At 60.1% G+C, this 26,126-nt stretch carries 27 protein-coding genes; 7 read left to right on the forward strand and 20 right to left on the reverse strand.

All coding sequences use genetic code 11. The features are described from left to right. On the forward strand, positions 1 to 125 hold a 125-nt coding region (locus VIM95_RS23345; protein ID WP_414648469.1), incomplete at its 5' end, for an integrase core domain-containing protein. Positions 126 to 260: 135 nt separating this feature from the next. Here the strand turns inward: VIM95_RS23345 and VIM95_RS03910 are convergent. From VIM95_RS03910 to tssA, 20 genes are all read right to left on the reverse strand, one after another. Next, complete coding sequence (locus tag VIM95_RS03910) at positions 261 to 683, reverse strand: hypothetical protein (RefSeq protein ID WP_331983223.1); 423 nt, start codon at positions 681 to 683, stop codon at positions 261 to 263. 2 nt (positions 684 to 685) lie between these two features. Continuing rightward, positions 686 to 1,888: a HEAT repeat domain-containing protein gene (locus VIM95_RS03915; RefSeq protein ID WP_331983225.1), complete on the reverse strand. Its 1,203-nt coding sequence runs from the start codon at positions 1,886 to 1,888 to the stop codon at positions 686 to 688. A gap of 107 nt (positions 1,889 to 1,995) precedes the next feature. Next, the gene (locus VIM95_RS03920) at positions 1,996 to 3,000 is read right to left on the reverse strand and encodes a hypothetical protein (protein WP_331983227.1); all 1,005 of its coding nucleotides are present in this window, start codon (positions 2,998 to 3,000) and stop codon (positions 1,996 to 1,998) included. A gap of 1 nt (position 3,001) precedes the next feature. After that, complete coding sequence (locus VIM95_RS03925) at positions 3,002 to 4,204, reverse strand: HNH/endonuclease VII fold toxin-2 domain-containing protein (protein WP_331983229.1); 1,203 nt, start codon at positions 4,202 to 4,204, stop codon at positions 3,002 to 3,004. Positions 4,205 to 4,209: 5 nt separating this feature from the next. Further along, a complete protein-coding gene (locus VIM95_RS03930) occupies positions 4,210 to 4,596 on the reverse strand; it encodes a DUF4150 domain-containing protein (protein ID WP_331983231.1) in 387 nt (128 codons plus the stop codon). Positions 4,597 to 4,614: 18 nt separating this feature from the next. Then, positions 4,615 to 5,631, reverse strand: coding sequence for a hypothetical protein (locus VIM95_RS03935; protein ID WP_331983233.1), 1,017 nt, complete (start codon positions 5,629 to 5,631; stop codon positions 4,615 to 4,617). Next, the gene (locus VIM95_RS03940; RefSeq protein WP_331983235.1) at positions 5,631 to 6,767 is read right to left on the reverse strand and encodes a DUF2169 domain-containing protein; all 1,137 of its coding nucleotides are present in this window, start codon (positions 6,765 to 6,767) and stop codon (positions 5,631 to 5,633) included. The genes VIM95_RS03935 and VIM95_RS03940 overlap by 1 nt, the downstream gene beginning before the upstream one ends. Before the next feature lie 8 nt (positions 6,768 to 6,775). After that, positions 6,776 to 7,288 (reverse strand): DUF6484 domain-containing protein, encoded by a 513-nt coding sequence (locus VIM95_RS03945; RefSeq protein ID WP_331983237.1) that lies wholly within the window; start codon positions 7,286 to 7,288, stop codon positions 6,776 to 6,778. Positions 7,289 to 7,290: 2 nt separating this feature from the next. Next, positions 7,291 to 9,486, reverse strand: coding sequence for a type VI secretion system Vgr family protein (locus VIM95_RS03950; protein ID WP_331983239.1), 2,196 nt, complete (start codon positions 9,484 to 9,486; stop codon positions 7,291 to 7,293). Positions 9,487 to 9,609: 123 nt separating this feature from the next. Continuing rightward, complete coding sequence (locus VIM95_RS03955; RefSeq protein ID WP_331983241.1) at positions 9,610 to 10,032, reverse strand: hypothetical protein; 423 nt, start codon at positions 10,030 to 10,032, stop codon at positions 9,610 to 9,612. A 6-nt stretch (positions 10,033 to 10,038) separates the two neighbouring features. Then, positions 10,039 to 10,572: a hypothetical protein gene (locus tag VIM95_RS03960; protein ID WP_331983243.1), complete on the reverse strand. Its 534-nt coding sequence runs from the start codon at positions 10,570 to 10,572 to the stop codon at positions 10,039 to 10,041. Continuing rightward, entirely contained in the window at positions 10,562 to 11,209 is a 648-nt protein-coding gene (locus tag VIM95_RS03965) for a transglycosylase SLT domain-containing protein (protein WP_331983245.1), read from the reverse strand. Before VIM95_RS03965 ends, VIM95_RS03960 begins: the two co-directional genes overlap by 11 nt. Position 11,210: 1 nt before the next feature. After that, a complete protein-coding gene (locus tag VIM95_RS03970; RefSeq protein WP_331983247.1) occupies positions 11,211 to 12,017 on the reverse strand; it encodes a type VI secretion system accessory protein TagJ in 807 nt (268 codons plus the stop codon). Positions 12,018 to 12,148: 131 nt separating this feature from the next. Then, on the reverse strand, positions 12,149 to 12,637 hold the full coding sequence (locus VIM95_RS03975; protein WP_331983249.1) for a type VI secretion system tube protein Hcp: 489 nt from the start codon (positions 12,635 to 12,637) through the stop codon (positions 12,149 to 12,151). A 124-nt stretch (positions 12,638 to 12,761) separates the two neighbouring features. After that, complete coding sequence (locus tag VIM95_RS03980) at positions 12,762 to 13,211, reverse strand: STY0301 family protein (RefSeq protein ID WP_331983251.1); 450 nt, start codon at positions 13,209 to 13,211, stop codon at positions 12,762 to 12,764. 14 nt (positions 13,212 to 13,225) lie between these two features. Beyond that, positions 13,226 to 13,687, reverse strand: coding sequence for a hypothetical protein (locus VIM95_RS03985; protein ID WP_331983253.1), 462 nt, complete (start codon positions 13,685 to 13,687; stop codon positions 13,226 to 13,228). Positions 13,688 to 13,696: 9 nt separating this feature from the next. Then, the gene (locus tag VIM95_RS03990; RefSeq protein WP_331983255.1) at positions 13,697 to 14,179 is read right to left on the reverse strand and encodes a hypothetical protein; all 483 of its coding nucleotides are present in this window, start codon (positions 14,177 to 14,179) and stop codon (positions 13,697 to 13,699) included. A 215-nt stretch (positions 14,180 to 14,394) separates the two neighbouring features. Further along, positions 14,395 to 15,900, reverse strand: a complete 1,506-nt coding sequence (gene tssC / locus VIM95_RS03995; RefSeq protein ID WP_331983257.1) for a type VI secretion system contractile sheath large subunit — start codon at positions 15,898 to 15,900, stop codon at positions 14,395 to 14,397. A 22-nt stretch (positions 15,901 to 15,922) separates the two neighbouring features. Continuing rightward, positions 15,923 to 16,450 carry a type VI secretion system contractile sheath small subunit gene (gene tssB / locus VIM95_RS04000; protein ID WP_331983260.1) on the reverse strand — a complete coding sequence of 176 codons (528 nt, stop codon included), beginning with the start codon at positions 16,448 to 16,450 and terminating at the stop codon, positions 15,923 to 15,925. Between the two features lie 62 nt (positions 16,451 to 16,512). Further along, positions 16,513 to 17,517, reverse strand: coding sequence for a type VI secretion system protein TssA (gene tssA / locus VIM95_RS04005; protein WP_331983262.1), 1,005 nt, complete (start codon positions 17,515 to 17,517; stop codon positions 16,513 to 16,515). Between the two features lie 330 nt (positions 17,518 to 17,847). On the opposite strand from tssA, the gene tssJ reads away from it, so the two are divergent. The 6 genes from tssJ to tssE all read left to right on the forward strand — a co-directional run bounded on the left by tssJ (position 17,848) and on the right by tssE (position 26,118). Then, positions 17,848 to 18,474 (forward strand): type VI secretion system lipoprotein TssJ, encoded by a 627-nt coding sequence (tssJ, locus tag VIM95_RS04010; RefSeq protein WP_331983264.1) that lies wholly within the window; start codon positions 17,848 to 17,850, stop codon positions 18,472 to 18,474. A gap of 39 nt (positions 18,475 to 18,513) precedes the next feature. After that, positions 18,514 to 19,836, forward strand: coding sequence for a type VI secretion system baseplate subunit TssK (tssK, locus tag VIM95_RS04015; RefSeq protein ID WP_331983266.1), 1,323 nt, complete (start codon positions 18,514 to 18,516; stop codon positions 19,834 to 19,836). A 103-nt stretch (positions 19,837 to 19,939) separates the two neighbouring features. Beyond that, a complete protein-coding gene (locus VIM95_RS04020; protein ID WP_331983268.1) occupies positions 19,940 to 21,205 on the forward strand; it encodes a DotU family type VI secretion system protein in 1,266 nt (421 codons plus the stop codon). An 18-nt stretch (positions 21,206 to 21,223) separates the two neighbouring features. Further along, positions 21,224 to 24,817, forward strand: a complete 3,594-nt coding sequence (gene tssM / locus VIM95_RS04025) for a type VI secretion system membrane subunit TssM (RefSeq protein WP_331983270.1) — start codon at positions 21,224 to 21,226, stop codon at positions 24,815 to 24,817. 7 nt (positions 24,818 to 24,824) lie between these two features. Next, positions 24,825 to 25,559 carry a type VI secretion system-associated protein TagF gene (gene tagF, locus VIM95_RS04030; protein WP_331983272.1) on the forward strand — a complete coding sequence of 245 codons (735 nt, stop codon included), beginning with the start codon at positions 24,825 to 24,827 and terminating at the stop codon, positions 25,557 to 25,559. Between the two features lie 49 nt (positions 25,560 to 25,608). Then, positions 25,609 to 26,118, forward strand: a complete 510-nt coding sequence (gene tssE, locus VIM95_RS04035) for a type VI secretion system baseplate subunit TssE (RefSeq protein WP_331983274.1) — start codon at positions 25,609 to 25,611, stop codon at positions 26,116 to 26,118. The last annotated feature ends 8 nt before the right edge of the window (positions 26,119 to 26,126 follow it).

Consider the following 26,126-nt stretch of genomic DNA (forward strand, 5'->3'; position numbering starts at 1 on the left):
GGCGCGTCGAATACAACACCGAGCGACCACATAGTTCGCTGGGTTACCTGACCCCGACACAGTTCGCAGAGGCTTGCAAACGGGAGCGGGATTTAACAACGGACTCTAAAAGTGGTTCGTACTAAAGATGGGGGCAGGTCAGAGGGTTCTTGGAGACTTGGAGCCCAAGTGTAGCTAACCAAACAGTATTTAAACCTAACTCTAGGTATTTGCGACATGGCCTGGGATCTAATTGTCTTGAAGATTCTAATCCGAGAGGCCTATTCTGCCCAATCAACCTTTAGCAGTCTTTCACGCAATCCGATATCTGGTTTGGACGCCTTTTGCCTTGCCTCCTCGACTGCCTCAGGGAACGTACTGGCCACTGCAGGGAAGGGCGCATGCACGACAAGCCTATCTTGCTGGTAGATCAGCAGCATGGGTAGGTCTTCTGGTATATGCGAGCCGATAAATTCGGCATGATCTTCAAGATCAAACCAGAGCCAAGTCTGGTTGGGCGCGGCGTTTTGGACTGCTGCATCAAATACCGGGCGCCAATCTCTACACTTGCTACACCAGGATTCAGCACCCAGTATAGCGATGAACTGGCTATTGGGCTGCGACAGTTGTTTGGCTATGAGTGCGGCATCTGACCAGGGATCCAGCACTCGCTTGCTTGAAGTTGCTTCTTGTTGGGAGGCCAAGCTCATTTCATTGCCTCTAAACGCAGTTCTGCCAAACGGGCGAGTGCACCGGGCGCTTTGTTACGGATTTCAAGAAGCCGCCCCGCATTGCAGTTCAGTCCGAAAAGCAGCGGCCCCTGGGGGAGGTTCAGCGTAGATGCATCAGGTAGGCGGGCTGCGATAGGTAGGCGCAGGCCAGCATCATCGTCGTCATCAAGTACTGTTAGAACATCTGCTTCCGTGTACACCTGCGGCGCGCAGAATTGATTTGCTTCAAGATCAAGGCCCGTGATGCTTTCCCACGCCCAACCGGCATAACGGGGAGCCTTGCCTTCTGCAATACAGCGCTTCAACCATGCGAGAGAATCGATATGGCCGTGATACATAGCCAAATTAATCGCAGCACGGGCTGGCAGTACATCCCGAAGCAATGGCATGGCCTGTTCATTTTCCGCGGCATGGATGCCGGCATGCTGCACCCAGCGCGTCAGTTTGTGGATCGCTTGATCGCGCTCCCAACCTGACAAACCATTCAACTCAGCAGCCTCGGCCGTGATGGCGTCTGCGAGAAAAGACCAGGCGCTCTGGTCGTCTGTTTTCAGCAAGCTGATAGCGGCCTCTGCACTGATATTGGTGTCGGGATGCTTCCGTCTCTCCTGCAGTGCCTGCCTGATATCACCCGCTTCAACACGGCTCGCCAAGCGACAGGCAGCTGCCTGTACATATGGATCGGGCGATTGGAGACCTTTGCGACAAAAATCTTCAAGATCATCCACTTTGTCACCGTCGCGCAGAAAAGCTGCACGTAGCGCTGCTACCTGTAAAGGGGCAAAGCCATCAATTTGCATCCAGCGCTGTATGCACAATGCAGCAGACTGAGCGTCAATACGTACCAAGGCGGCGATCACGCCACGCAGTACGCGTTGTGGCTGGGCCGCTATCACTGGCCATATAAGTCGGATCTTGGCGCTATCCATATCGCGGAGAGCCAGCCACGCGCAAACAAAAGCCTCCCCTGGCCCTTGCCACCGTTCCAACTGCTGGAAGGCCGCATCCCAACCTACTTCGCCCGCCACCAGCAATCCATCGAGATGGGCATCCAGGAGGCGGTTGAAGTGAGCCAAGCGATCTGGGCCAATCAAGGGTGAATGGCGAGCAGCACCATATTGCGCCCAGTAGAAGGCGGCATCCTGGGCATGGCGATTGACGAGTGGGGTAATGTGCATGGATGGTAAAGCTGTCTAGTAGGCGCGGCTGGCTGGAGACCAAAGTATGCATTGCACGTTTGGGCTACTGCCAGACCAGCTGCCATCTCAAAGGCGAATAAAGCAACTTACTTCTGAACGGAGAGGTCGGCCAGGCTGAACAACCGGGTCCACTGTTTGCCGTCGTGCAGCGCAGCGCCATAGTGGCCAGCCAGCAACATCACGCCGTCTGCGATCGCAAGGTTGCCCGCACAGTTGGTGATCTCGATTGGCGCATCACTGCCTGCCACCTTTCCGTCCTTGATCTCCCACAGGCCGTAGTCGCTGGTGGCGTAGACCCGGTCACCAAACCAGACCATGTCCTTGAAGGGCAGGGAAAGCTCATCCTTATGAATGTGCTCCCATTTGCCGTCCCGGCCACGAAACACATGGCCACTTTGCGCACCGATATAGACGTAACCATCTTGGCCACAGCAGACAGTGTGCAAATACATATTCGAGGGGAAGGCAATCTGCTTCCAGCTCGTACCAGCGTAGTGCCATACGTCGCCTTTGCCGCCAGCGGCGTAGATATCGGTCTCTGAGAACATATCGAAGTCCTCAAAGCCATTTTTGCCCTCAAGCGCCTCTTTGTCGGTTGATGCCTTTGGATATCCGCCGACGTTGACCCACTGATTCTTCGCTTCACGCTTGAATAGACTGCGATCGTTGTCACAGCCATATAGCCAGCCGTCGACTTGCTTTAGACGAGTAACGGCGCCACGAGAGGGACCCTTTCCACCGCCGCCGGGTATTTTTGACTCAAGCTCATCTTCACCAGACCCCAGCACATAAACCTCACCCTTGCTGTCTACACCAATGAATTGATTTTTAGGATGACTACTTGAGCCAGCTATCATCCGAGACCAGCCAGATAATTCCTGGTAACCAAATGGATTATCTGGATCATCTAAGAATAGTATGATCACCCTGGTTTCGCGCTCATAATCGGCAGGCGCAGATTTTTCGGTGTTATATGATTGTTTTAGAACAAAATTGACAATGTTCTTGTCGCGCACTGTGCAATCAACTAATTCATACCCTAAGAAATATTCTTTATAGGATGTGGATGTTAGAATATCTACCGGGTACATGTTATCTCCTTGGTGCTTGAGTGTTTTTACCACCCGAATTCGAACCGCTAGCTGCCTTTACGTTACCCTTGCATAATTTGTCGTAGTAGCTGTCTAGCTGTGCCCTAAGACATTTTCTGTCACACCCTGATTCCGGGAATGTGGTCTGTACGCTGGTAATCGCCATTTCTCTTGCGGATGCATAAGATATCGAATCTGTCTGCTTCCGTTTTGTATATAGATCCATTGTTTTTTCAAGCACATCATGGACCTGGCCATGTGTACCGTGCGTATTAGTACCACCTTCTACACATATCGTGGGCGCTTCCTTATGTTCATAGCCTGGGCAAGGGGGAGGGGAGACCACGTATTTGTCTTGGTTCTCACTCCATCCCATCATCTCTCCAGGCATGACATGATGCCCGGTCTGCCCGGGGCAACACCCTTGTCCGCCTAATTTCTCTACATCTTTATAAGGTACCAAGGCACACCGTTTTGCACGGGTGCATGGGTTAATACGGGCGGCAGCCCCCATAAAATCGGCAACAGCCTTTTGTGGGTCATCTTTTGCTTGCTGCCCCAACCGTTCCAACTCCTTGCCGATGTCCTTGTATTCATCAAGCACATCGCCCAGTTTAGAAAGGTCTTTGTAAGCATCGTAGCCACTGGTGGCGACTTGGTAACCCGTGGCCGCCATATCACACAGGTTCCAGACTGTCGCAATACCTTCTGTGACAATGCCCCCGACGCCACCAGCGGCTACCCCCGCTGCACCTATGACCCAACGCCCTCCTGCCTTTGCAGCAGCTTTGACAGCCTTTTCCTTGGCTTCCGCTATCGCTTTTTCCTTAATGCGCTCCTTGGCCTCATTGACAAGTTGCTTCAATTTTCCGTCAACGGCTTCTGCTAGGTCACCCTTCATTTCATTGAGCTTCTCAATGAACTTCTGATGAGACTCTGGCCCCGGTTTTATCCATAGAAATTCGCAATGGTCTGCCATCCAGGAGCCATTATCCGTACCCCCTTTTGACAAAGTAGTGCCGTAACCTTTGTCCTTGTATTTCTTACCCAGCAATTGGCGTATAGATGGGCGAAACTTCTTTTGCTTGGGGTTGGCTGGCTCTTCTCTTCCGCATTTCTCTTTGATCTTTGCGTAATCCTGATGACAAGGACTGGTAGCGGCAGTGCCATCTACATAATAGGTGGTGGGGGTGTTGGCTGCCATTATTCTTAGCCGTGGTTATGAGTCATAGGATCGGTGTGTCGGCACACATTCAGGCCTTCCACTTTTACATCCGGCGACCAGTCTATGAAGTAGGCTTTCCCTTTGATAACGCCGCTGGACACACCTTTTTGAAAGGCCTGGGTGGCGGGTTCATTACCAGTACTGTTGGCAAGAAACGAGCGATCGCGCAGAGCCAGCGGTGTTCCGCAGATAAAGACGGTTCCGGAGCCATTTGCTAGGTCTTTGGCAAAGGCGGTATTCACGTAAGGCACCACAACTGGGCCCGCGGCGGGTGCAGGGGGGCTCCAGCAAGGGTCCGGGCCGCCAACAGACTTTCCGTCGGCCGCCTTGGAGCAGATTTCATCATCATTCGCGTAGACATATGTTTCCATGGACGTTCTCGCTAGTATCTATTGGCAGCGCACTGCAATGGCGCCGCGTAGCCCATCGTCGTTCGCAAGGTGTATTAACCCGAGCGTGCCCGGGCCGTCGCTGCGTTGCATTACCGTGCTTAGATAGGCAAGCATCAATGGGCCGGTAGCGGCACCAATCTCACCTACGCAATCGGCTGTGGTAAGAACCGTAGGTTGCCCCTCGCTCCTCCAGAGGACGCGGGTAAAAGCGTTGGCTGCTTCGCGAGCAAAGAAAGCTTCCCCGTTCTGGTCGCTCATTCGGAATTGAAGCGCGTTGGGCTGCATACCCGCCTGTTCACACGCACCTCGAATGGCTTGGCTCAAACCAATAGCACGGCTTGGCGCGCTGCCGTCAGGGCGGCCAGCTTCAGTCGCAGTACCTACGCCTTCGACGCGAAGACGACCGGGCAAGGCTTGCTTGGTAAGCAGGACTGCGGCCGCTGCTTCCCCTGGCAAAAAACCGTCCCGATTGCCTGGAACGAGCAGTCTGCCTTCATCCAGGTAGTGGCTAATGCTGGCGCTGTCGAGGTAGCAGTCAGCACCAACAATCAATACACGCTCTACCGCAGCCTCCTGCAGCCAGTTTGCGGCCAATTGCAAGGCTTGCGCAAAGCCAGCTCTGCCACCCGGCAAGATGGCTGAGCGCGCTTCGAAACGTCTACCTATTGCCGCTTCGGCAAAGCGATAGGTGTCCTGGTACCAGTCGTCGCTTACCAGTGGCCGGTCCTGCGTTGGGCAAATCACAATCATGGGTATGGTTTGTGTATCTAGATCAGGCATCTGGCCCAGGCAGTCGTCAACAGCCAGCTTTATCCAGTTTGCAATACGTTTCGCCCCCCAATGTTCGTGGTCGGGTAGACGGGCGACTCTAACCGGAGCCCCCTCCTGCGTTACGAATTCGCTTTCTTGGAAGTGATCCATGCCCGCACGCAATGCACATGTGGCGGCGGCGAGGTTATAACCGACGGAGCAGCAAACCCCTGCGGCCTCAACGGTCAGTTGGCGTTTTTGCATTAGGCATCCTCCTCTTCGTCGTCATAAGCTGCTTCGGAGGGTCTGCCGCAGCCAACACAACCACCATTCAGACCAAGTTGCTGGGCGCGCCACCATTCGGTATTGACCGTTCCAATGGCGATGGTTTTGAACTCCTGTATACGCCGCTTGACGGGGGTGCTCGTGCGCCAGACTGCCGAAAATTGGCCAAGGTCCGGTTCGAAGTAGAGTGTATCCACCACGCAGGCAGGCATCTCAACTTGGTAGTCGTCCCGTAATACTCGTACTACCGGCTGACCCAGATTGGGCAACCGGAACCGAATATCTGGGCTGGTCTTACTCAAGTTGAGCAGAACGACTTCTTCCCCACCCGTCGGGTAGGCTATCTGTTGATCGACGGGCGCACATTGGTTGAATCGGTCGTCGAAGTCTTCCGGCAAAAATGGGAAAACCTCTCGCTGCCAGTTTTCGTCGTAGGTGCCTGCGTATTGGCTCCTGGGCAGCCAATGCCGGCCAACGGCCGATAGCGCATGCGGCTGGTGTTTGCCGTTTGGTTTGCTGATCGCGTCATTGGGGGACTCGAGCTGCGGTGCTGGCATGCCATCTATTTGCTCAAGCGTGTTGGGCCCTGCCCAGCCTTTGCCGCAGGGGTTGCTCAATAGTGCTTCTGTGAGGTGCTCTGACTTGCCGTTGTGTGTTCTTTCCCAGAGCCTGCTGCCCCCAAAGGCCATGCCGTGGTGCAATGGTACCGATTCGGCTGCCACAGCCTCACTCAACTCATGAGCCCCCAGGCGCTTTATCCAATGTCGTGGCCCGTATACGCGTAACGTTTTTTGCAGGTTGCCGATCCGAAAGCCCACCATCCAAACCCGCTGTGGCGAGCCTGCCGGCGCATAGGCGTTTGCGTTGAACAGCACATCACAGCTGGGCTTGAATCGGACCGTGTCTGCCCCATACAGCATGGGGGAGTCGCCAGGTTCACCGAGGTAGATATCGCTTGCCGCAATCGCCACCGGCTCCAATGGGCGGGGGCGCTGCCCGGCGGCAGGAATCTGCCACGTCGCTTTTGCGACGATGACCAAATGCTCTCGCCCAGCGTTGTCCAATGCTGTGAATACCTGTGTCGCAAGGTGCTTGGAACCAACAACAATTTCCATACGGGTCCCTAGTTGATCTGCACCGAGCCACCCAGAATCCGCTGGGTGGCAGAAGCGTGGCTAGTGATGTAACGACCGCGCAATTGAATACGGCCATCGGACGTAAGGGTGAGCGATGTCTCGCCGCAGCGCAGTTCCAATTCTCGCGTCGCTTCCAGCACAAGTTTTCTTTCCGGAGCGCCATCTTGCTGCACCGTTACCGAAGCAGGGGACGATTGCATGAAGCCCAGAATGATGGGCCGTAGTGGATCCCCTTGCTCAAAGCCGAGTGCGACTGCCGCACCTACGCGGCTGGCTTCCAAGCTAATTACGCTACGCGCCGACAGTTGCAGCAATCCAAAGTCGGCGATGTCGACCACGGCCTGGCCATCATCAGTACAACTGGTTAAGGTGCCCACCACGATACCCTCCACTTTACTTGGGGGGGTATTGGTTAACGGGCGGGTCAAGAGCGAATCGAGTACCGGCTCATGCTCGGCTCGTAAGTCGTGGTTATCTGTCGTAGTGCTGGAGTTCTGCACAATCAGTTCTCCAATATCTTCTTCGCCTTGAGCGTGATATTGCCATCGGCCTTGAGCGCCTGTTCACCGCTGGCACCAATACTGATGTCGTGGCCATTAATGGTGACGCTGCCATCGCTTTTCATGACCAGGGTGCTCTTGCCGGTCTTGAGCGTGATCGAGTCTCCCGCCTCCAGCACATAGGATTTCCCTACGTTGATCGTCTTGCTCTCACCAACCTGCTCCTTTTGCCAAGCTGCAACGACAGTGTTCATGAAAGCACCCACGTTCAGGCTGTAGGCGGCCCCCACATTGGTCATCTTGGCCAGGCCCACGCTCTCGACAGAGGCCAGGGTGACCGTCTCGGTCTTGGCGCTGCCAACAGAGATGGACCAGTTGCTGCTGATGTCATCGGTCTTGTTGTTACCGATATTGATGTTCTCGTTATTGCCGACGGTGACCTTGCGGTTGTCGCCAATGTCGATGGTTTCGTTCTTACCCACATCCTCAGTACGGTTGTCGCCAATACTGATCTTCTCGTCGTGGTCCACCCGCTCGGTGCGGTTGTTGTGGATGGTGATGGTTTCGTCGTTGTCCACCGTTTCCGTGCGGTTGTGCTTGATGTGCACGGTCTCGTCGTTGTCCACGGTCTTGCTGCGGTCGTGGCCTACCCAGTGGCTTTCGTCGTTTTCGACTTCGATGCGCTGGTTCTTCTCGGCGTGCAGCCAGAGCTCCTCCTCGCCCTTCTTGTCTTCAAAGCGCAGGGCGTTGGCGTGGTCGTACTGGCCTTCCGGGGTAGACCGGCTCAGCATGCCGCTCTGAGTCTTGTTGGCCGGCAGCTCCCACGGCGGCATCTGGCTCGCGTTGTAAACGCGGCCGGTAATCAGCGGCTGGTCCGGGTCCCCCTCGAGGAAGGAGACGACCACTTCCTGGCCAATACGCGGCACCGCCATGGCGCCGAAGTTCTGGCCGGCCCAGGGTTGGGAAGAGCGCACCCAGCAGGAGCTGAGCTGGTCACGTTCGCCGCGGCGGTCCCAGTGGAACTGCACCTTCACCCGGCCGTAGTCATCGCAATAGATTTCCTCGCCCTTGGGGCCGACCACCACCGCGGTTTGCGGGCCCTGAACAAAGGGGCGCGGGGTAACGCGGGAAGGGCGGAAGGGCAGGGCGCTGGGCAGAGCTTCCAACTGGCAGAGCGAGATGAACTCACCGCTGCCAGATTGGTAGGAGGCTTCCGACCAGGTGAGGTGGGCCAGGGTGACCATGTACTCACGGTTCTGGTCGCCGCGCGGGTGGTCGAACAAGGTGAACAGGCTGCCCACCGGCAGGCCGCGCACATTACCTTCGCCACGTACCGTTTCCTGCTTGGCCTGCATGGCGTCCAGGTGCACGCGCACATAGTGCTCGCCCACGGCCGGGTCCACGTATTCACCAGGGTAGTCAAACACCTCGTGGCGGGCCTCGCCGTGCTCCCGTGCCACGCGGGAGCGCACGGAGAGGTCGGCCTTGGGCTTTTGGAAGTCGTAGTCGGTCAGCACGTAGTCCACCGGCTGCACCGTCTTGGTGAAGTTCCAGTGTTCCAGGTGCTCCCGGTCAGACGTCATGCCGCCATCGCCACCACCCTGTTCAAAGGGGATGCGTTCGTAGCCTGGGACAGGGGCATGGGCAGAGAGGGCGTCGCCCAGAACCAGGGTGTGCTGGCCGTCCTTGTGCTGGAACCAGAAGTAGATACCTTCCTGCTCGCACAGCCGGGCAATGAAGTTGTAGTCCGATTCCCGGTACTGCACGCAGTATTCGCGCGGCGGGTAGGCGCGGGTCAGGCGGGATTCGAAGCTCGCGATGGGGTGGTCGGCAAAGACGGCCTTGATGATGTCCGGCGTGCTTTGCGACTGGAAGATGCGGCTGTCGACGGTACGGGTCAGGAACCACAGCCAGGGGCGCAAGATCGCCTCGTAGACGTAGTACTCACCCTCCTTGCCCTTGAGCGACATCTCGCAGACATAGAGGTTGAGATGGCGCTTGGCCATCATCGAGACATCGGCCGTGATGGTGATGGCCTGGCCCACCAGTTTGTCCAGCGGCAGGTCAGCCCGGCGCGAGAGGGCAACCAGGGTGTACTGGCCTACATGGCCAAGTGTTTCGTAACCATCAAGGCGCCGAAACGCCAAAGCCTCGGGACCGAGTGGGGTGGTGAGGCGGACATTGCGTTGGTCGAACATGGGTAAACCCCTGCTTGTTCTTGGTGTTGATCGGCACGCCAACCTGGCGTGTCGTGTACCGGTAGGTAGCCAGAAAAACGCACTTGGGTGGGCATGGGGCCCAGGCCAAATGCGCTGTTCTGGCTAACCACGGGCGCTGGCTCGTCTTGCTGTTTCGCTGGCCTGCCTGGCACCCGGCAAGGGGGCTTCGTCAGGGCATTCATTGCGCCAACTCGCCAGTACCAGTGAGCTGGGCTGTTCGCCGTTGGTGGTCAGCGCCAGGCATTCGCCATGGCGTTGGTAGTAGAACACGCAGTAAGGGCGGTCCATGGCGCAGCTATCCAGCTCGCGCATGCCACGGTGCAAGATGGCGCGCTCCTGGGCGGAATAGACGTAACCATCCCCGGCATGCATGGGCGTTGGCCGCCAGCCCTGCTTGATCACGCTGCGCCGTGCCACGCCAAAGTCCATACCCAGGGTCAGGCCGGTGGCGAGCACGGGCTGGGCCAGGGTGAGGGCAAGCAGGCTGTGGCGCAGGGCGCGCGCGGAGCGTGTGGTCTGCTTCATGGCGAGCTAGCGTAGTGCCTTGGCATGCGGGGGTAGCGCGTCGAGGTACTGCTTCTCGCTCTGCGCCGGCGCCTGGCCGTTGTAGCTGTAGGCAATGTACTTACTGGTGACCCCGGCTTCCTCGTTGGGCATGACAACCGTAAAGTTGTCGGCCGCGTTGACGAGGTAGGCCGGCAGGGCCTTCTCGGCGAAGTCGATCCGTTCCATGGCCTTGGCGCGTGCGTTGTAGCGGATGGCAAAGCCCTTGTAGTAGGGCGAGCCGAAGTCCACCGCAAAGACCTGGCTGCGGTACTGGCACTGTGCGGTCTTTACCTCGGTCAGGGTGTCGTCGGCGAAGGATTGCTCGGCAAAGGCCGGGCTGACCTTGCCATCGAGCACCAGCTGGTAGCGCTGGTTGGCATCAACCGTGTCGTCATCGGTCAGCAGTTGCGCTACATGCAGCTTGCCCAGGGAGCAAGGCACGCCCGCCTTGGGGGCCGCGTGGGCCAAGCTGGCCAGCAACGGCAGCAAGAGCAGGGCGTAAGCGGTCTTAGTGGCCATGGAGCGAATAGAGGATTTGTACATTGTCTGGGCTCCGGTCCAGTTTGTCGGCGCAGGCCTTGATGCGCTCGTAATAGTCTTCCTTGCCACCGTCACCGCGGTAGCTGACGTAGGCAGCGCGCTGGTTGGGTGATTTATCCAGCCAGTACTGCATGTATTCGGTACCCAGCTGGATATTGGTGGCTTCGTCGGTCAGCTGGCCCGATTCGTACATCTTGTCGCCCTCGGCAAAGGCAGTCTTAGTCATGCTGTCGCTGGGCATATGGCCTAGCTCTTTTTGCAGCCGATATTTGTAGACCTGTTTGATGGCATTGCGCTGCACCTGCATCAGGCCCAGTGCGCCATGCTTGCCCACGCCGGCGTTCTTGTCGAAGCCGGATTCCTTGTAAATCTGGCACACCACCATATTGTCCGGCAGGGTGGAGCGGTTGTTGGCTTTGACCAACTGGCGGATCTCGTTCAAGCGGGCGGCGTCGTCCAGGCGGGTGGGCGCCGCTGCCTTGGCGGCGGGCTTGGCGGCCTTCATGCCTATGGGCCCGGCCGGTGCAGGCTTGATGCGCTGCTGCACGCCACCGAGGTTCTGCGGTACCGGTTTGATTTCCATGCCCAGCGGCATGGGGTCGCGCTGGCCTGCCATATCAAGCGGCTACCTTGTCAAAGCGGATGGTGCGGATATTCAGAAGCGCATGCTCGCCCTGGTCGCTGGCGAATTCGCGCTGGCCCAGGCCTAGCCAGGTTTGCTCGTGCACCTGCTGCCACTCGGTGGCGCGGGCCATGGTCAGCTGGGCATCGGCACTGGCGGAGCCAGGGTAGCGCACCGGGATCAAGACTGGCGTTTGCTGGCCGTCATGCATATGCAGGGTTGCGCGGGCCCAGACGGTATCGGCCAGGCTGTTGGGGGCGCTGATCTCAATGCCGGCCAGGGTATCGAGCGGAACCCAGCGGTACTGGCCGTTGAGGATCACTTCCAGCACCGGGCCCAGACGGCTGTCGGCGTCCGACAGCCAGGCAAAGGGCAGGTTGTCGATCTGGCCGCTGATAGCAGGCGCTTCTTCCAGCGCCTGTTCGCGCAGGGCTTCTGCGGCAGCGTGCTGCTGTTCACCGGTGAGGCGCAAGGCTTCAATCAGCTTGGCGATCCAGGGGCTGGGGGTGCCGATCACGATGGGGGCCTGCTGGCCCGCCAGTACCGCGATACGGCTTTGTTCTTCGGCGACAACGCGCCGATAGACCTGCGAAAAGGTCGAGTGCTCCTGAGACAGTTTGTCCAGGGTATCCAGTTGGGTTTGGGCGCGAGGCCAGTCTTCCAGGAGCGCCAGCAGTTGAAACAGCACGATGCGAGGCGCGGTGGCCGCAGGCGAGTTGCGGATCTCGTTTTGCAAGGCGGACAACGCCTCGCGCGGCAGGCCTTGCTTGAGCAGTGTTTCGATTTGCGTGGGGGCGTTCATGGTGCTTCCATTCGCGGTAACTGGCTACGGCAGGTTCGGCGGGATGGCGGGGTTAGCCGCCATCTGCCGGTTAGGCAAAGGTCTTCAACCGCCGTGGCGCCGACATTGTGTGACGGTGCCACGGCCGTTGATTACACCTTCTTGTTGGCCTTGATGTCCCACTCGGACACCACGGCGCCACCCTTGGCGCTGCCATCGGCACCTTGCGGCTGGTACTCGACCTTGACCTTGGAGAAAGCTAGACCAACCGATTCCATCACGCCTTCGCCGCCGCCGTTGCTGCCGCTCGGAGCGATGGTGGTGACCAGCACGTCGGTCATGGTGATCTTCAGGTAGTCGAGGGGCTTCTCACCAGCCTTGCGAGCGGTCAGCACAGCCTTGGGGATGTGCTTGCCGGACATACAGGCCTGGATCAGGATCGGGCTGGCCTTGTCCAGGAAGTGGACAAAGGACAGGTCGTCAACGCTGACCTTGCCTTGGCCGCCACCGGAGCCTGCGTGCATGCTGGAGGCTTGCGACATGCCCCAGTTGAACGAGAGCAGCTCGATCTCGTTGGCGTGCTTGTCGTCAGCCGACTCGCCATCGATACCGTCGATTTTCAGGAACATATCAATTGCCATCTACATTTTCTCCTTACTAATGAAATGCGCCCTGGGCGCAAGTTATCTCCCACCACCTTTGCTCCGATGGCGAGGGCGTGAAATTCATGCGATGTGCTGCATCGTGCTGCCGGGGCGTGCTGCCTTACTGGCAGCTCACACCCAGCACCTTCAGTACCTGCCCACTGGGCAGTGTCCCGCTTTGCAAGGTGCAGCTACGTGCCGTTGCCGGCACCGGCTGCGCCAACAGCAAGGCGGTGTTGTGGTAACTGCAAGCCAGCCAGTAGGCGCGGCCTGATTCCTTGGGTAGTTGCCAGGTGGCGGTTTCCAGACGCTTTACCCGCTTCACCGAATCCGGTACCAGGTTGGCCATCTCAGCCGGTGGGCCGGAATACACGCGTACGCCAGCCAGGGTGGAGCGGGCCGCCGCGTCTGCCACGGCCTGCCAGGGGGCCTCTGCCCCCTTTGCGCTGACCGTGGTAGAGATGCTGGCCGGGCACTGCGGCACAAAATCGGCGGCCTGCACCACGCCCATACCAGCAAGGCCGAGCAAGCCGGCTGCGGTGCGCGAGCGGAGACGGCCGGCAACCACCATGCCCTTACCTTCCCTTAAGCTGCGCTGCAAACAGCAATGCTGTAGGCGTAGTAGCGAACATTGTCGCGGTCACGGCTATTCCAGACTTCGCCAGTGCTGAGCGAACCGTTGCTTTGGGCGCTGCCAAGGCTGCCGCCCCAGCAGCGGGGGTATTTACCTCGGTAAAGGCCACCGGTGACGACAATGGCAACGTGCCCGTTGGCACGAACAGGGTTGTGCTCGCTGCCCTTGAGGCAGGCAATGACGAGATAGCCCTGGCCCGCCTTCAGCGCGGCTTCTGCACCGCTGTTCAGTTGGGTCCAGTTGCGGCTCAGGTGGTCGGCAATGCCATCCGCCTGGGCGTTCGGTATCGGTATATTCAGGGCGGCAGCAACCGCTTTGACAAAGCCGGAGCAGTTGTTCTTATTGAGTACGTGGTCCGTAAAGGAGCCGTCCCAGGCGGTACGGCAAACGTCGACGATGCATTGATCAGCCATGACTATGGTTCACTTGTTCTTTGTTGGGTCGTTGGAGGGCAAGGCCTGGCGGCTTGTAGCCAGGGAGACTTGCTTGGTGGATTTACAGCTCGCAATACCGTCGCCGGTACACCGTTTCCCGATCAGTACCTTCTCACCGGCCACTTGCCAGCGGCGATTACTGACATCCACGGTCTTAAGCAGCTTGCAGTCGCTGGTGCGGTAGACCAGGAGCGCGTCGTTAGAGCCGCTGTATTCCTGCACCAGCAGCCGCTGCTCGCTGGCGTCCAGATAGACCGCCTTGCGTACCCAAATGCCGCCGTCGATGCTGCACTGGCTGCCATCACGCCGCTGCGTGATGACCAGGGGCGGTTCCGGGAAGATATCCGTGCTGCTGGCGTCCGGGGCGAGCGTGAATTGGATCTCCACCTGCTTGCCGCTGCCAACATAGCGGCCCGAATCGCCCGCCGGGTTGATAGGCAATTGGCTGAATTCGTTAACTGGGGATGCCATTGCCGAGAGGCACAAGGCCGCTAACGTGGTCCGCCAGATAAAGTTATATCCAGCTTTAATAGAGTTTAATGATATTGTCATAATCGAAGGGTGCAAAAGACACTTCAAAAGGCAAAGGGCTGGGGTTGCGACTATAGCCAGTCCGGGCAGGGGGTGCCCTGCGCCGGATGGCTCAGCGGTGCGGCACGCCTTACTGGCCGTGCCGCCGGGGGGCTTTAGCCGCCACCTTCCTTGGCCGAAGGCAGCTTGGAGACCAGACGCAGCGATACGGTCAGGCCTTCGAGCTGGTAGTGCGGGCGCAGGAAGAACTTGGCTGCGTAGTAGCCAGGGTTGCCTTCAATTTCTTCCAGGTGTACTTCGGCCGCGGCCAGCGGCTTCTCAGCCTTGACCGATTCGGACGAGTTGGCCGGATCCCCATCGACGTAATGGAGGATCCACTCGTTCAGCCAGCGCTGCATTTCGTCGCGGCTGGCGAAGGAGCCGATCTTGTCGCGCACGATGCACTTGAGGTAGTGGGCAAAGCGGCAAACGGCGAACAAATAGGGCAGGCGGGCAGCCAGTTGCGCATTGGCGCTGGCGTCTGCGTCCATGTACTCGGCCGGCTTCTGCAGCGATTGCGCGCCGATAAAGGCAGCCAGGTCAGAGTTCTTGCGGTGCAAGAGCGGCATGAAGCCATTCTTGGCCAGCTCGGCCTCGCGGCGGTCGGAGATCGCAATCTCGGTCGGGCACTTGAGGTCCACGCCGCCATCATCGGTCGGGAAGGTGTGGCTGGGCAGGTTCTCGACCGCACCGCCAGATTCCACGCCACGAATGCGGGTACACCAGCCGTATTCCTTGAAGGAGCGGTTGATGTTCACGGCCATGGCGTAAGCCGAGTTGGCCCAGCCAAAGCGCTCATGCGCGGCACCGGCGGTGTCTTCTTCAAAATCGAATTCATCGACCGGGTTGCTGTTCACGCCGTAGGGCAGGCGGGCCAGGAAGCGCGGCATAGCCAAGCCAACGTAACGGGCGTCTTCCGATTCACGCAGCGAGCGCCAGGCAGCATATTCCGGGGTCTGGAAGATCTTGGTCAGGTCACGCGGGTTGGCCAGTTCCTGCCACGATTCCATCTGCATGACCGAAGGACCGGCGCCGGTAATGAACGGGCAGTGGGAGGCAGCTGCGGTGCGGGCAATCTCGCGCAGCAGTTCCACGTCCACCGGGCTGTGGTCGAAGTAGTAGTCACCCACCATGCAGCCAAAAGGCTCACCACCGAACTGGCCGTACTCTTCTTCGTACACACGCTTGAAGAAGGGGCTCTGGTCCCAGTTGGTGCCCTTGAAGCGCCGCAGCGAACGGTGCAGGTCCTGCTTGGAAACGTTGAAGACCTTGATCTTCAGCATCTCGTCGGTCTCGGTGTTGTTCACCAGGTACTGCAGGCCGCGCCAGGAAGATTCCAGCGCCTGGAAGTCTTCGTGGTGGATGATGAGGTTCAACTGCTCGGACAGTTTACGGTCCAGTTCACCAATGATGGCTTCAATGGACTTGAACGCATCGTCACCAATCAGCTTGGTACCGGCCAGCACCTGCTGGGCCAGGGTGTGGACAGCCTGTTCAACGGCATTGCGGGCTTCGTCCGACTTGGGACGGAATTCCTTTTGCAGCAGTTGGTAGAAGTCGCTCTGTTCGCTATGGCCAGTAGCCAGGGTCTGCGAACCGAAATCTTGCAAGTCAGTGGTCATGTTGGCTTCCTTGGGGACTGGCTTATTCGGTCACGGCGGCAGTGTCGTCTGCCTCGGTCTTGGGCTTGGCCGAGAGCGCGGCCATCAGGGCCGGGTCTTGCAGCAGCTTGCCAATGAGCGATTCCGCACCGTTCTTGCCGTCCATATAGGTCAGCAGGTTGGCCAGTTGCTGACGGGCTTCCAGCAACTTGCGCAGCGGTTCGATCTGGCGGGCAATAGCGGCCGGCGAGAAGTCGTCCATGCTCTCGAAGCTGACATCAATGGCCAGGTTACCTTCGCCGGTCAGGGCGTTGGGCACGTTGAACACGGCACGGGGGCGAATCGACTTCATGCGGGAGTCGAAGTTGTCGACGTCGATCTCCAGGAACTTGCGTTCCGAGATCGCACCCTGGTCGACTTCCGACTTGCCGGAAAGATCGGACAGGACGCCCATGACGAAGGGAAGCTGCACCTTCTTCTCGGCGCCATACAACTCCACGTCGTATTCGATCTGAACACGCGGTGCTCGGTTGCGAGCAATGAACTTTTGTCCGCTATCGCGACTGGCCATGGGAAATCCTTAATGCAAGTGGGGTGTGTGAATAGTTACATCGTGGCCCTTAAATGGGCGCTTTAGCGGTTCAAACCGGTCACCATCTCGATCTGGCCCATGCCGTCGGGGGCCAGCTCGCGGATGATTTCGAGGAAATCCATGGTCATCAGCCGCTGCCCGCGGCGTAGCAACAGGGGGGCAGGGTGGCCTGGTTCATGGGTTTCGAAGTATTGGCAGGCCAGCTCAATCAAGCGGGCTGCCTCCTGGCGGCTGCGTACGCTGGTTGGCCAGGCACCGGCTTCGCTGCTGGTACTGCGTGGCGCGGCATCGTCTTGCGGCGTGTCTGCCACGGTCGCCAACTCACTGCCGCCATTGCCACCCAGTGGGTGCTGCAGCAGGGCAAGCAGGCGTTGCAGCGCGGCGAAGTCCAGCCCGTGGTAGGGTGTTTGCTCATCCAGCAGCTCGCTGATGGCACGGCCTGCACGCTTTGCGCGTTCAAGCTGGCTTGAGAGCTCGGTAGTTTGTTCGCTGGCGGCGCCGATCAGTCGTTGCAGGTCAGCCTCGGTCAGCTCCAGGCCTTCCTGACTGGCGCGACCGGAGAGGATGATCTCCGCCTCGCGGATACGGCAGGAGGGCAGGCCACGAACTTCCAGGTAGGGGGCCTGTCGCAGGTCGGCGAGCAGGGCTTCCGGGCTGGTGAGGGCGGAGAGGGCGTTGATGCGCATGGTGGCATCGCCGTCTTCCAGCTCCGGGTGCAAGGCGGGCCAGTATTGGGCGAGCAGACCTGCCAGGAGCTCCAGGCCGCTGGCAAGGCCTGGTAGGCCATGGGTATGCGTGGTCGCGCGGGTCAGCAGCACGGCCAGCCGCAAGTCCTTGCTGTGCGCGAGCATGGCAAGGCTCTGGCCGGCGATACTGGTCCAGTCGGGGGCGACAGCGGCGATGACGGTATCGCCGAATTGCTGCTCAGGCGTGCCTTGGGTCAGGCTCTCGAGCGCGAGGAACTCCGCGCTGTATTCGAGGTTCTGGCCACATGGTTGGGTCGTATCGACCGGCGTCAAAAGCTGGTCAATATCCAGGTGGGACATGCTTTCCTCTCCCAAATTTTATAGGTTTGTAGTTTTGTTTGGGTTCGGATGCTATTGGAATTTTTTCGAACACACAATTGGCAATCCTCACAATCAAATCATCGTTATTCACTAATAAACTTACTAGATTGACCCGCTGCCTATGTTTGTGTCATTTTTCTCGCTCGACGGGTTTGGCGCGCATCGGGTGGTAATCTTCTTGTCATATATGTGCGTCCGAATGTAGCCCATGGTGCTGCATTTTTCGAACTGTTTTTTAGTCTTTGCCGTACCCCGTATTACCCATGCGAACCGCCCGGACGAGGTGGGAACCAGAGTGAGGAAAAACCGATGAATATCTCCGTACCACGTTGCCTGGGCTACGTCGTGTCGGCTTGTCTTTTGCTATTGGCAACAGGCTGCGCCAGCAGCAAGCCAGAGTCCATGGATGGGCTGTTGTATGCCGCCCCCAAGGTCAACCCGGACAGTACTGGTCGCGCCTCCCCCGTGGTCCTCAAGGTCTTCCATCTCAAGTCCCTTGCGTCCTTCCAGACCAGCGACTTCTTCTCCCTGTACGACCGGCCGACCGAAGCGCTGGGCAGCGACTACGTGACGGTCGAGGAGATCGTGCTGACCCCCGGCAGCAAGCAGCGCATCGAGCGGCCTATCGGCCCCGATACACGCTACCTGGCCTTTGTGGCAGCCTTCCGCGACCTGGAGCATTCCCAGTGGCGCGGTACGCTGGATATCAGCAAGGGTGACAAGAAGGTGCCGCTGAGCGTGGAGCTCACGGACAACAAGCTGACGGTGCGTGCCGCCGGTAGTGAACGCGAGCTTCAGGACTGGTCGGAAAAACTGCAGGCCAAGCTGGCCGAGAAGCGTGATGAAGTGATCCAGAACGCTGAAGAAGACGCCAAGCAGAACGTCAAGGACAAGGCCCAGCAGGCCATTTCCAAGCGCATCAAGCGCCTGCCTTGATCACGCCTCACCCATAACGATTTCCAGGGATATTCCACAGTGAGACAGAATCGCGTCATCTGGAGCGAGGGGCTCTTTTTGCAGCCCCAACACTTTCAGCAGCAGGAACGGCAGATCGACCGCCTGGTGGCAGCAAGCACCATGGATGGCTGGTATTGGGGCGTGCGCCAGCTGCGTATCGATACCGCCTCGCTCGCTATGGGCAAGGTTGCGCTGGAGCGTGCCGCTGGCCGTTTCCGCGACGGTACGCCCTTCGACTGCGGTGGGGACGATGCCATGCCTGGGGCCTTGGATGTGCCGGCTGATGCACGCGACGAGGCGGTCTATCTGGCGCTGCCGCTGGGCAGCGACGGGCACGCCAGCCACCAGTTGGACCCGGCTGCGGCCAGCATGGCGCGCTACGTGGCTCAGGCTGCGCAGGTGGACGATATCACCGCTCCTGGTCGCGCGGCCGAGATGCTGCTGGGGCGCTTGAATGCCCGCCTGATGATGGCTCGGGACCTGAATGGTAATTTTACCGGTGTGGCGGTTGCGCGGGTCAAGGAGTGCACGCCGAGTGGCGAAGTGCTGCTCGACGATCAATTTTTGCCGCCCGCCTTGTCCGGTCGCGCCCACGCTACGCTCGAAGCTTACCCGCGTGAGCTGCTGGGCCTGGTACGTCAGCGCGCATCGGCCCTGGCGGCGCGTATTGCCCAGCCCGGCCGTGGCAGCGTTGCCGAGGTGGCCGAATACCTGCTCTTGCAGACCCTGAACCGCTACACCCCTTTGCTGGCCCAGCAGGTTGCAACACCTGGCCAGCACCCCTGGCACTTTTTCCAGCTCGGCCTGCAGATGGTGGGCGATCTGGCGCTGTTTGCCAACGAGGATCGACTGGCGCCCGAGGTGCCGCACTACGATCCTGACCAGATGGACTTGTGCGTGGGCGCGCTGATGACCGAGCTGCGCCGTGCACTGTCGATGGTGATCGATCAGAGCGCCGTGGCGATTGAGTTGCAGGACCGCAAGTACGGCGTCCGCGTAGCGGTCACGCCGGATGTGTCCTTGTTCCGTGATGCCAGCTTCGTGCTGGCCGCCCATGGCCAGATGCCAGCCGAGGCGCTGCGCCAGCGCCTGCCCAGCCAGATCAAGATCGGTCCGATCGACAAGATCCGCGACCTTGTGAATCTGCAGCTGCCCGGCATCGGCCTGCAGTCCCTGCCGGTCGCGCCGCGCCAGGTGCCTTACCACGCCGGCCACCATTACTTCGAGCTGGACCGTGGTCACGAGCTCTGGGGGCAGCTTGAGCGCTCCGGCGGTATCGCCCTGCACCTGGCAGGCGATTTCCCCGGCCTTGAGCTCGCCTTGTGGGCGATACGCCGCTGAGCCCCGCCCTGTCTGAACGCCAGGGCTTTGCCGCCGCCTTTGCGCGGGGCATCACTTGCAAGACATCGAACCGGACAGGTTCCAAGAACGGACAGAGCTAGCTATGGAAGCCGATTTCAATCTGCTGAAGCCCACCCCCGGTGGCTATACCCCGCAGCCCGCGCCAGACACGGCATCGACCGGGTTTGTGGGCGACCTGGATGACGAACCAGGGGGCGAGCCAGTCGCCACCGGCCTCAATCCGCTGGTGGCGGCGGCCAACCCGCTGCTCTATCTCTCCGGTCAGCTGCGTGCAAGCAGCAACCATCCCAACCCGGCTGCATTGCGCGAGTACCTGGCGGAGCGGGTGCGTACCTTCGAAGAGACCGCGCGTACTGCCGGTGTACGCCACGAGCATGTGATCGCTGGCCGGTATGTGCTGTGCACCTTGCTCGACGAAGTTGCTGCTTCCACTCCCTGGGGCGGCTCGGGCGTATGGGCCAAGCACAGCCTGCTGGTGATGTTCCACAACGAGACCTGGGGCGGCGAGAAGTTCTACCAGCTGCTCTCCAAGCTGGGAGAGAACCCGGCTGCCAACCGTGACCTGCTGGAGCTGATGTACATCTGCTTGTGCATGGGCTTTGAAGGTCGTTACCGCGTACTGGATGACGGCGCGGCCCAGCTCGACCTGCTACGTCGGCGCCTGGTGGAGATGCTGCGCCGGCAACGGCCGGCGGCCGAGCGTGAGCTGGCGGCGCATTGGCAGGGCGACCAGGCCGTGGTCAAGGCCAAGGGCTTCACCATGCCGCTGTGGGTGTCCGCCTCCATCGCCGCCTTGGTGCTGACAGTGGTATTCATGCTGCTGTCCCTGGCCCTGAATCGCGATTCCGACCCGGTATTCGGCGGTATTCAGAGTCTGCGCGCCCGCGTGCCCGCCAATCTCTTGGACAAGCCGGCGGCCACGCCACGCCTGGCCGGCCTCTTGAAGAAGGAGATCGCCGAAGGCCTGGTGTCCGTAGCCGACCAGGAAAACCGCTCTGTCATCACCATCCGTGGCGACGGCCTGTTCGAATCAGGCAGTGCCGACGTTACCGCCACCTACCTGCCGGTACTGGCCCGCATCGGAACTGAACTCAAGAACGTCAACGGCCAGGTGCTGGTCAGCGGCCACACCGACAACCAGCCACTGCGCTCGATGCGCTACCCCTCCAACTGGCACCTCTCCCGCGCCCGCGCCGAGGCCGTCCGCGACCTCCTCGCCCAGACCCTGCCGGCCAACCGCCTGCTGGTGGATGGCCGCTCCGACAGCGAACCGGTCGCCAGTAACGACACCCCCGCCGACCGAGCTCGCAACCGCCGCGTCGAAATCACGTTGTTTGTCAGCAAATAAGCCGGCGTAAGCGAAACCATGAAACGACTTTTCAATTTCCTGTTCAACCGCTGGACCCTCATCGCCCTGGGCTTTCTCTGCTTCGCTGGCGTCGTCTGGTTCGTCGGCCCGCTGGTAGCCATCGCCGACTGGCGCCCCATGGCGCCGGTGTGGGCGCGCCTGGGCTTGATCCTGAGCGTGGTACTGCTGTATGTCATCTATCGCGGCATCGTCTGGTGGCGCCAGCGCCGCGCCAGCCGTGCGCTGGAAAACGGCCTGGTGGCCCAGGCCAAGAAGGAGAGCGACGGCAGCAGTGCCGAGAACCGCGTTCTTCAAGAGCGTTTCAGCGAAGCCTTGCAGGTGCTGCGGCAGGCCCGCAGCAAGGAGACCGGCCAGACCGGCTGGCGCAAGTGGCTGGGCAAGGTCGATAACGAGGCCCACCTCTATCAGCTACCCTGGTACATCATCGTGGGTGCGCCGGGGACCGGCAAGACGACGGCACTGTTGAATTCCGGCCTGCGCTTTCCTCTGGCAGACCATCTGCCAAGCGAAGGTGTGCGTGGCGTGGGTGGTACCCGTAACTGCAGCTGGTTGTTTACCGACAAGGCCGTATTGCTCGATACCGCCGGCCGCTACAGCACCCAGGCCAGTGACAAGCTGGCGGACAGCAAGGAGTGGGGCAGCTTTCTGCGCCTGCTGGTCAAGCACCGCCCGCGCCAACCCATCAATGGCGTGATGCTTACCATCAGCGCGGCTGACCTGTTGCAAAGCACCGGCTTCGAGATGGAGCTGCAGGCTGCGGCATTGCGAAGCCGTATCAACGAACTGCGTGAAGGGCTGCAGATCGAATTCCCGATCTACCTGATGATCACCAAGCTCGATCTGCTGGCTGGTTTCAACGAGTACTTTGAAGACATGAGCGCGGAAGAGCGTGCTCAGGTCTGGGGCATGACCTTCCCGCTGGCCGGGCAGGATGGCAATACCTTCCCCAATGCCGGCGCTGAGTTCGATCAGCTCAGCGATCGCCTGCAAGGTCGTCTGGTTGAACGTATGGAGCGTGAGCGTGATGCGCAGCGCCGTGTTCAGCTATGCCACTTTCCGCAGCGTTTCAGCCTTTTGCGTGAGCCCTTGCTGGAATTCCTCAAGCTGGTCTTTGCGCCCACGCCTTACCAGACCACGGCCACCTTGCGCGGTGTGTACTTTACCAGTGGTACGCAGGAAGGCCTACCGCTCGACCCGCTGTTCAGCCAGTTCGGCCGGGCGCAGCTGGATCGCCCGCAGGTAGCCAACAATGGTGTGGCCGGGCGCGGGTATTTCATCTCCCGACTGTTGTCCGACCTGATTTTTGCTGAGGCCCATCTCGCCGGTACCAACCGTCGTTGGCGTCGTCGTCGTGCTTTGCTGACTGGTGGCGGCTATGCGGGGCTGGCGCTCGCCACCTGTGCCGCGTTAGCGGCCTGGGGTACGAGCTATGTGCGTAACCAGACCTATATCGGCGAAGTGGAAAAGCAGCTTCCGGCCGCACGTACTGAGGTGGAAGGCCTGGTCGTGGGCCAGGACGGCAAGTTGGCCGATATTGTGCCGGTGCTGCGCTCGGTGCGTGACGTGGCGGATACGGCTACCAGCCGTCGCGATGCCGTACCGCTGTCATTGCGCTTTGGCCTGTATCAGGGCGACAAGCTCGATGCTGCTGCCGCCAACGCCTACGAGCGTCTGCTGCAGGATGCGCTGTTGCCGCGCGTGGTCTACCGCGTGGAAAACGTGCTGCGCGCCAGCCAGAACGATCCGGACATGATGTACGAAGCGCTCAAGACCTATGTCATGTTGCGCGATAACAAGCATTTCGACGCCGAGGCCTTCAAGGCCTGGGTGATGGTGGACTGGGAAGCCAACCTGGCACGCGAGGTGACCGCCGAGCAACGCAAGGAGCTGGAAGGCCACCTGGACGCACTGCTGGCACACGGCACCCCCACCAGCCCGGTGGCGCTGGATGAAAAGCTGATTGGTGAAGCGCGCGAGTTGCTCCTGCGCAAGAGCCTGCCGGAGCGTGTTTACGGCCGGCTTAAGCGCATGGGTTCCAGCGGCGACGCAACGGAGTTCAAGATTTCCGAAGTGGCTGGTCCGTCGGCCATGCTGGTGTTCACCCGCACCAGCGGTGCGCCGCTGAGTAAAGGGGTGCCGGCCATGTTTACGGCGCGGGGCTACTACCACGGCTTTATGAAGGAAGTGGAGCCGGTTGCCCGCGTTATGGTGAGCGAGGAGCGTTGGGTGCTGGGTAACCAGCAGGGCGATGCCGAAGGCAAGGCGTTGCCGGCCGCTGAGCTGAGCAAGGTGCACGACGCCGTGCTGCGTATCTACCTGGAAGAGTACGCCAACACCTGGGAGCAGTTCGTCAAGGACGTGCAACTGGTCAAGTTCGGCAGCCTGTCGCAGAGCGTGCAGGCCGCCCGTGTGCTCTCGGCCACCGATTCGCCGCTGCTGGCGTTGTTGCGCGGTATTGTCCGCGAGACTTCGCTTACCCAGTATGCCGAGAAGGAAAAGGGTGCGACCGACAAGGCATCCGACGCCTTCAAGGAGAAGAAGAACGGCCTGCTCAAATTGATCGGCCAGGGGAATGGCCAGGCAGGACAGGCCGAGGGTTATCGCGTCGAGCGCATTGTCGATGACCGCTTTGAGGGCCTGCGCCGCATGGTGCAGCCGACCACGCCTAACGGCCCGGCGCCCATCGATGCCTCCATGGGCTTGCTCAACGAGTTCTATACCTTCCTGACGGCTGCCGAAACGGCTGTTCAAGGTGGCGTGACCGCGCCGCCGAGTGACCTGCCCACACGCCTGAAAGCAGAGGCTGCGCGTATGCCGGAACCGCTGCATGGCGTGCTTGATTCGATGTCCTCGACCGGCGTGACGCAGGCGCTGGGCGTGACCCGGCAGAACCTCTCCGCCAACCTGGGCTCGTCCGTTGGTGAGTTCTGCAGCCGTGCGGTGGTGGGGCGCTACCCCTTCAGCCGCAGTGCCACTGCCGAAGTCCGGCAGGAGGATTTCGGCCGCCTGTTTGCCAGCGGTGGCGTGCTGGACGACTTCTTCCAGCGCAATCTCGCTCAGTACGTGGATACCAGCCGTCGACCCTGGGTCTTCCGCCAGGTAGGGGAGGGCAATATGGGTGGTGGTTCGGCTGCGCTGATCCAGTTCCAGCGTGCCGCGACCATCCGTGACGTGTTCTTCCAGAACGGCGCCCGCACACCCACCTTACGCCTGGATTTCAAACCGGTGGAGCTCGATGCCACCGTGATCCAGGCCATTCTGGATGTAGATGGGCAATTGATCCGCTACAACCATGGTCCGCAGGTACCGGTTACGGTGAACTGGCCCGGCCCACGCGGCGGCCATCAGGTCCGACTGCAGTTCACCGGCCCCGGTGGTGCGGAGCTTGGCGGCCTGAGCTTTGAAGGCAGTTGGGCACTGTTCCGGGCCCTGGATCGCGCGCAGATCACGCCTTCGGCGCAGCCCGAGCGCTTTATCGTCAGCTTTGATGTGAACGGCAAGAAGGTGCAGTACGAGGTGACGTCGGCCAGCGTGCAGAATCCTTTCCGACTGGCTGAGCTGTCGCAGTTTGCCTGTCCGGCAAAGTTGTGAGGTGGGCATGAACCAGGATCTTCCGATCGCCGGTTGGTACGGCAAGCTGCCCTCGCTTTCCGACTTTGCTTCGCGCCGGCTCGAGAGCGATTTCATCAGTATCTGGGATGACTGGCTGCGCACCTCCATGCTGGCCAGTCGCGACAAGCTGGGCCAGGCTTGGCTGGATCGCTACCTCAATGCACGGGTCTGGCGTTTTTTGCTGGCGCCGGGCGTGATAGGCAGCGGTGCCTATGCCGGGGTGATGATGCCCAGCGTGGATGCCGTCGGGCGCTATTACCCACTGACCATTTGCGCCCCCATAGCCTCGCCTGCCTGGACTGCCAGGCTGGCCCGCGCCGAGGGGCACTGCTGGTTTGACCAGATCGAGACCATTGCGCTGGCCGCCTTGTCCCGCAATCTCAATCCTGAGCAGCTGGACAACGCCTTGATGCGCGTGCCCATGCCCAGCGCCATGCCGGAAGACGGTCAGCTGGATGCCGCAGCGCTGCAGTTGGCGGATACCTGGCGTCTCAATGGTGGCCAGGCGAGCCATGGCACCCTGACGGGTGGGCAGGCGCTCGGCGACCTGTTCTCCAGCCTGGGCCGGCAGACCTTTGCCCGGCTGATGGAGGGCAAGTCGCTGTGGTGGACCGGCAGCAAGGATTTCGAAGCATTGCGTCTGTTGCGCTTCGAGGGCTTGCCGCCCTCGCATGTCTACGCCCGCTTTATTTCGGACACCGTGATCGAAGGTCAGCGCTGATACGCGCTTTGCATCTCGTTCCGCCCTCACTACATCTTGCGAGAAAGCCATGCTCAAGCAACCCAACAATGGCACCAGCGCTGAGCGGCTCTATCCCTCCCTTCTGGACAGGCTCACCGACGACGCACCGGATCAGGTCTCGGCCGAGCCGGAGTCGCGCAGCATCCGGCGCAACCAGCTGCGACAAGGAGTGTTGCGGGACCTGATCTGGCTGCTCAATACCGTGCGGCCGGCGGATGGCGCCTTCGATGCCCTGCCGGAAGTGCTGGACTCGGTACTCAACTTTGGCCTTCCAGCGCTCTCTGGACAGTCGCTGGCCTCGCTTGACAGCCGCGAGATGGAGCGGGCGATCCACGATGCCATCGTGCGCTTCGAACCCCGTATCGACCCGGCTACCCTGAAGGTGAGTCTCGTGCGTTCATCCGACCTGACCCACCATCACCAGATCGGCTTCGAAATACGTGGCCAGCTCTGGTCCTACCCTTATCCCGTTGATCTGCTGCTCAAGACTCAGCTGGATGTCGAGTGCGGTGAGTTCCGGCTTGATGCAGATAATTAAGGTCGTGC

The sequence above is a fragment of the Chitinimonas sp. genome (genome assembly GCF_036568685.1).
In the GTDB taxonomy this organism is placed as follows: Bacteria; Pseudomonadota; Gammaproteobacteria; order Burkholderiales; family Chitinimonadaceae; genus Chitinimonas.

Excerpts from the sequence above, each read along its gene's own strand:
- VIM95_RS03915 (WP_331983225.1), bottom strand. The coding sequence starts at position 1,888 with ATGCACATTACCCCACTCGTCAATCGCCATGCCCAGGATGCCGCCTTC.
- VIM95_RS03920 (WP_331983227.1), bottom strand. The coding sequence starts at position 3,000 with ATGTACCCGGTAGATATTCTAACATCCACATCCTATAAAGAATATTTC.
- VIM95_RS03925 (WP_331983229.1), bottom strand. The coding sequence starts at position 4,204 with ATGGCAGCCAACACCCCCACCACCTATTATGTAGATGGCACTGCCGCT.
- VIM95_RS03930 (WP_331983231.1), bottom strand. The coding sequence starts at position 4,596 with ATGGAAACATATGTCTACGCGAATGATGATGAAATCTGCTCCAAGGCG.
- VIM95_RS03935 (WP_331983233.1), bottom strand. The coding sequence starts at position 5,631 with ATGCAAAAACGCCAACTGACCGTTGAGGCCGCAGGGGTTTGCTGCTCC.
- VIM95_RS03940 (WP_331983235.1), bottom strand. The coding sequence starts at position 6,767 with ATGGAAATTGTTGTTGGTTCCAAGCACCTTGCGACACAGGTATTCACA.
- VIM95_RS03950 (WP_331983239.1), bottom strand. The coding sequence starts at position 9,486 with ATGTTCGACCAACGCAATGTCCGCCTCACCACCCCACTCGGTCCCGAG.
- VIM95_RS03955 (WP_331983241.1), bottom strand. The coding sequence starts at position 10,032 with ATGAAGCAGACCACACGCTCCGCGCGCGCCCTGCGCCACAGCCTGCTT.
- VIM95_RS03960 (WP_331983243.1), bottom strand. The coding sequence starts at position 10,572 with ATGGCCACTAAGACCGCTTACGCCCTGCTCTTGCTGCCGTTGCTGGCC.
- VIM95_RS03965 (WP_331983245.1), bottom strand. The coding sequence starts at position 11,209 with ATGGCAGGCCAGCGCGACCCCATGCCGCTGGGCATGGAAATCAAACCG.
- VIM95_RS03970 (WP_331983247.1), bottom strand. The coding sequence starts at position 12,017 with ATGAACGCCCCCACGCAAATCGAAACACTGCTCAAGCAAGGCCTGCCG.
- VIM95_RS03975 (WP_331983249.1), bottom strand. The coding sequence starts at position 12,637 with ATGGCAATTGATATGTTCCTGAAAATCGACGGTATCGATGGCGAGTCG.
- VIM95_RS03980 (WP_331983251.1), bottom strand. The coding sequence starts at position 13,211 with ATGGTGGTTGCCGGCCGTCTCCGCTCGCGCACCGCAGCCGGCTTGCTC.
- VIM95_RS03985 (WP_331983253.1), bottom strand. The coding sequence starts at position 13,687 with ATGGCTGATCAATGCATCGTCGACGTTTGCCGTACCGCCTGGGACGGC.
- VIM95_RS03990 (WP_331983255.1), bottom strand. The coding sequence starts at position 14,179 with ATGGCATCCCCAGTTAACGAATTCAGCCAATTGCCTATCAACCCGGCG.
- tssC (WP_331983257.1), bottom strand. The coding sequence starts at position 15,900 with ATGACCACTGACTTGCAAGATTTCGGTTCGCAGACCCTGGCTACTGGC.
- tssB (WP_331983260.1), bottom strand. The coding sequence starts at position 16,450 with ATGGCCAGTCGCGATAGCGGACAAAAGTTCATTGCTCGCAACCGAGCA.
- tssA (WP_331983262.1), bottom strand. The coding sequence starts at position 17,517 with ATGTCCCACCTGGATATTGACCAGCTTTTGACGCCGGTCGATACGACC.
- tssJ (WP_331983264.1), top strand. The coding sequence starts at position 17,848 with ATGAATATCTCCGTACCACGTTGCCTGGGCTACGTCGTGTCGGCTTGT.
- VIM95_RS04020 (WP_331983268.1), top strand. The coding sequence starts at position 19,940 with ATGGAAGCCGATTTCAATCTGCTGAAGCCCACCCCCGGTGGCTATACC.
- tssM (WP_331983270.1), top strand. The coding sequence starts at position 21,224 with ATGAAACGACTTTTCAATTTCCTGTTCAACCGCTGGACCCTCATCGCC.
- tagF (WP_331983272.1), top strand. The coding sequence starts at position 24,825 with ATGAACCAGGATCTTCCGATCGCCGGTTGGTACGGCAAGCTGCCCTCG.
- tssE (WP_331983274.1), top strand. The coding sequence starts at position 25,609 with ATGCTCAAGCAACCCAACAATGGCACCAGCGCTGAGCGGCTCTATCCC.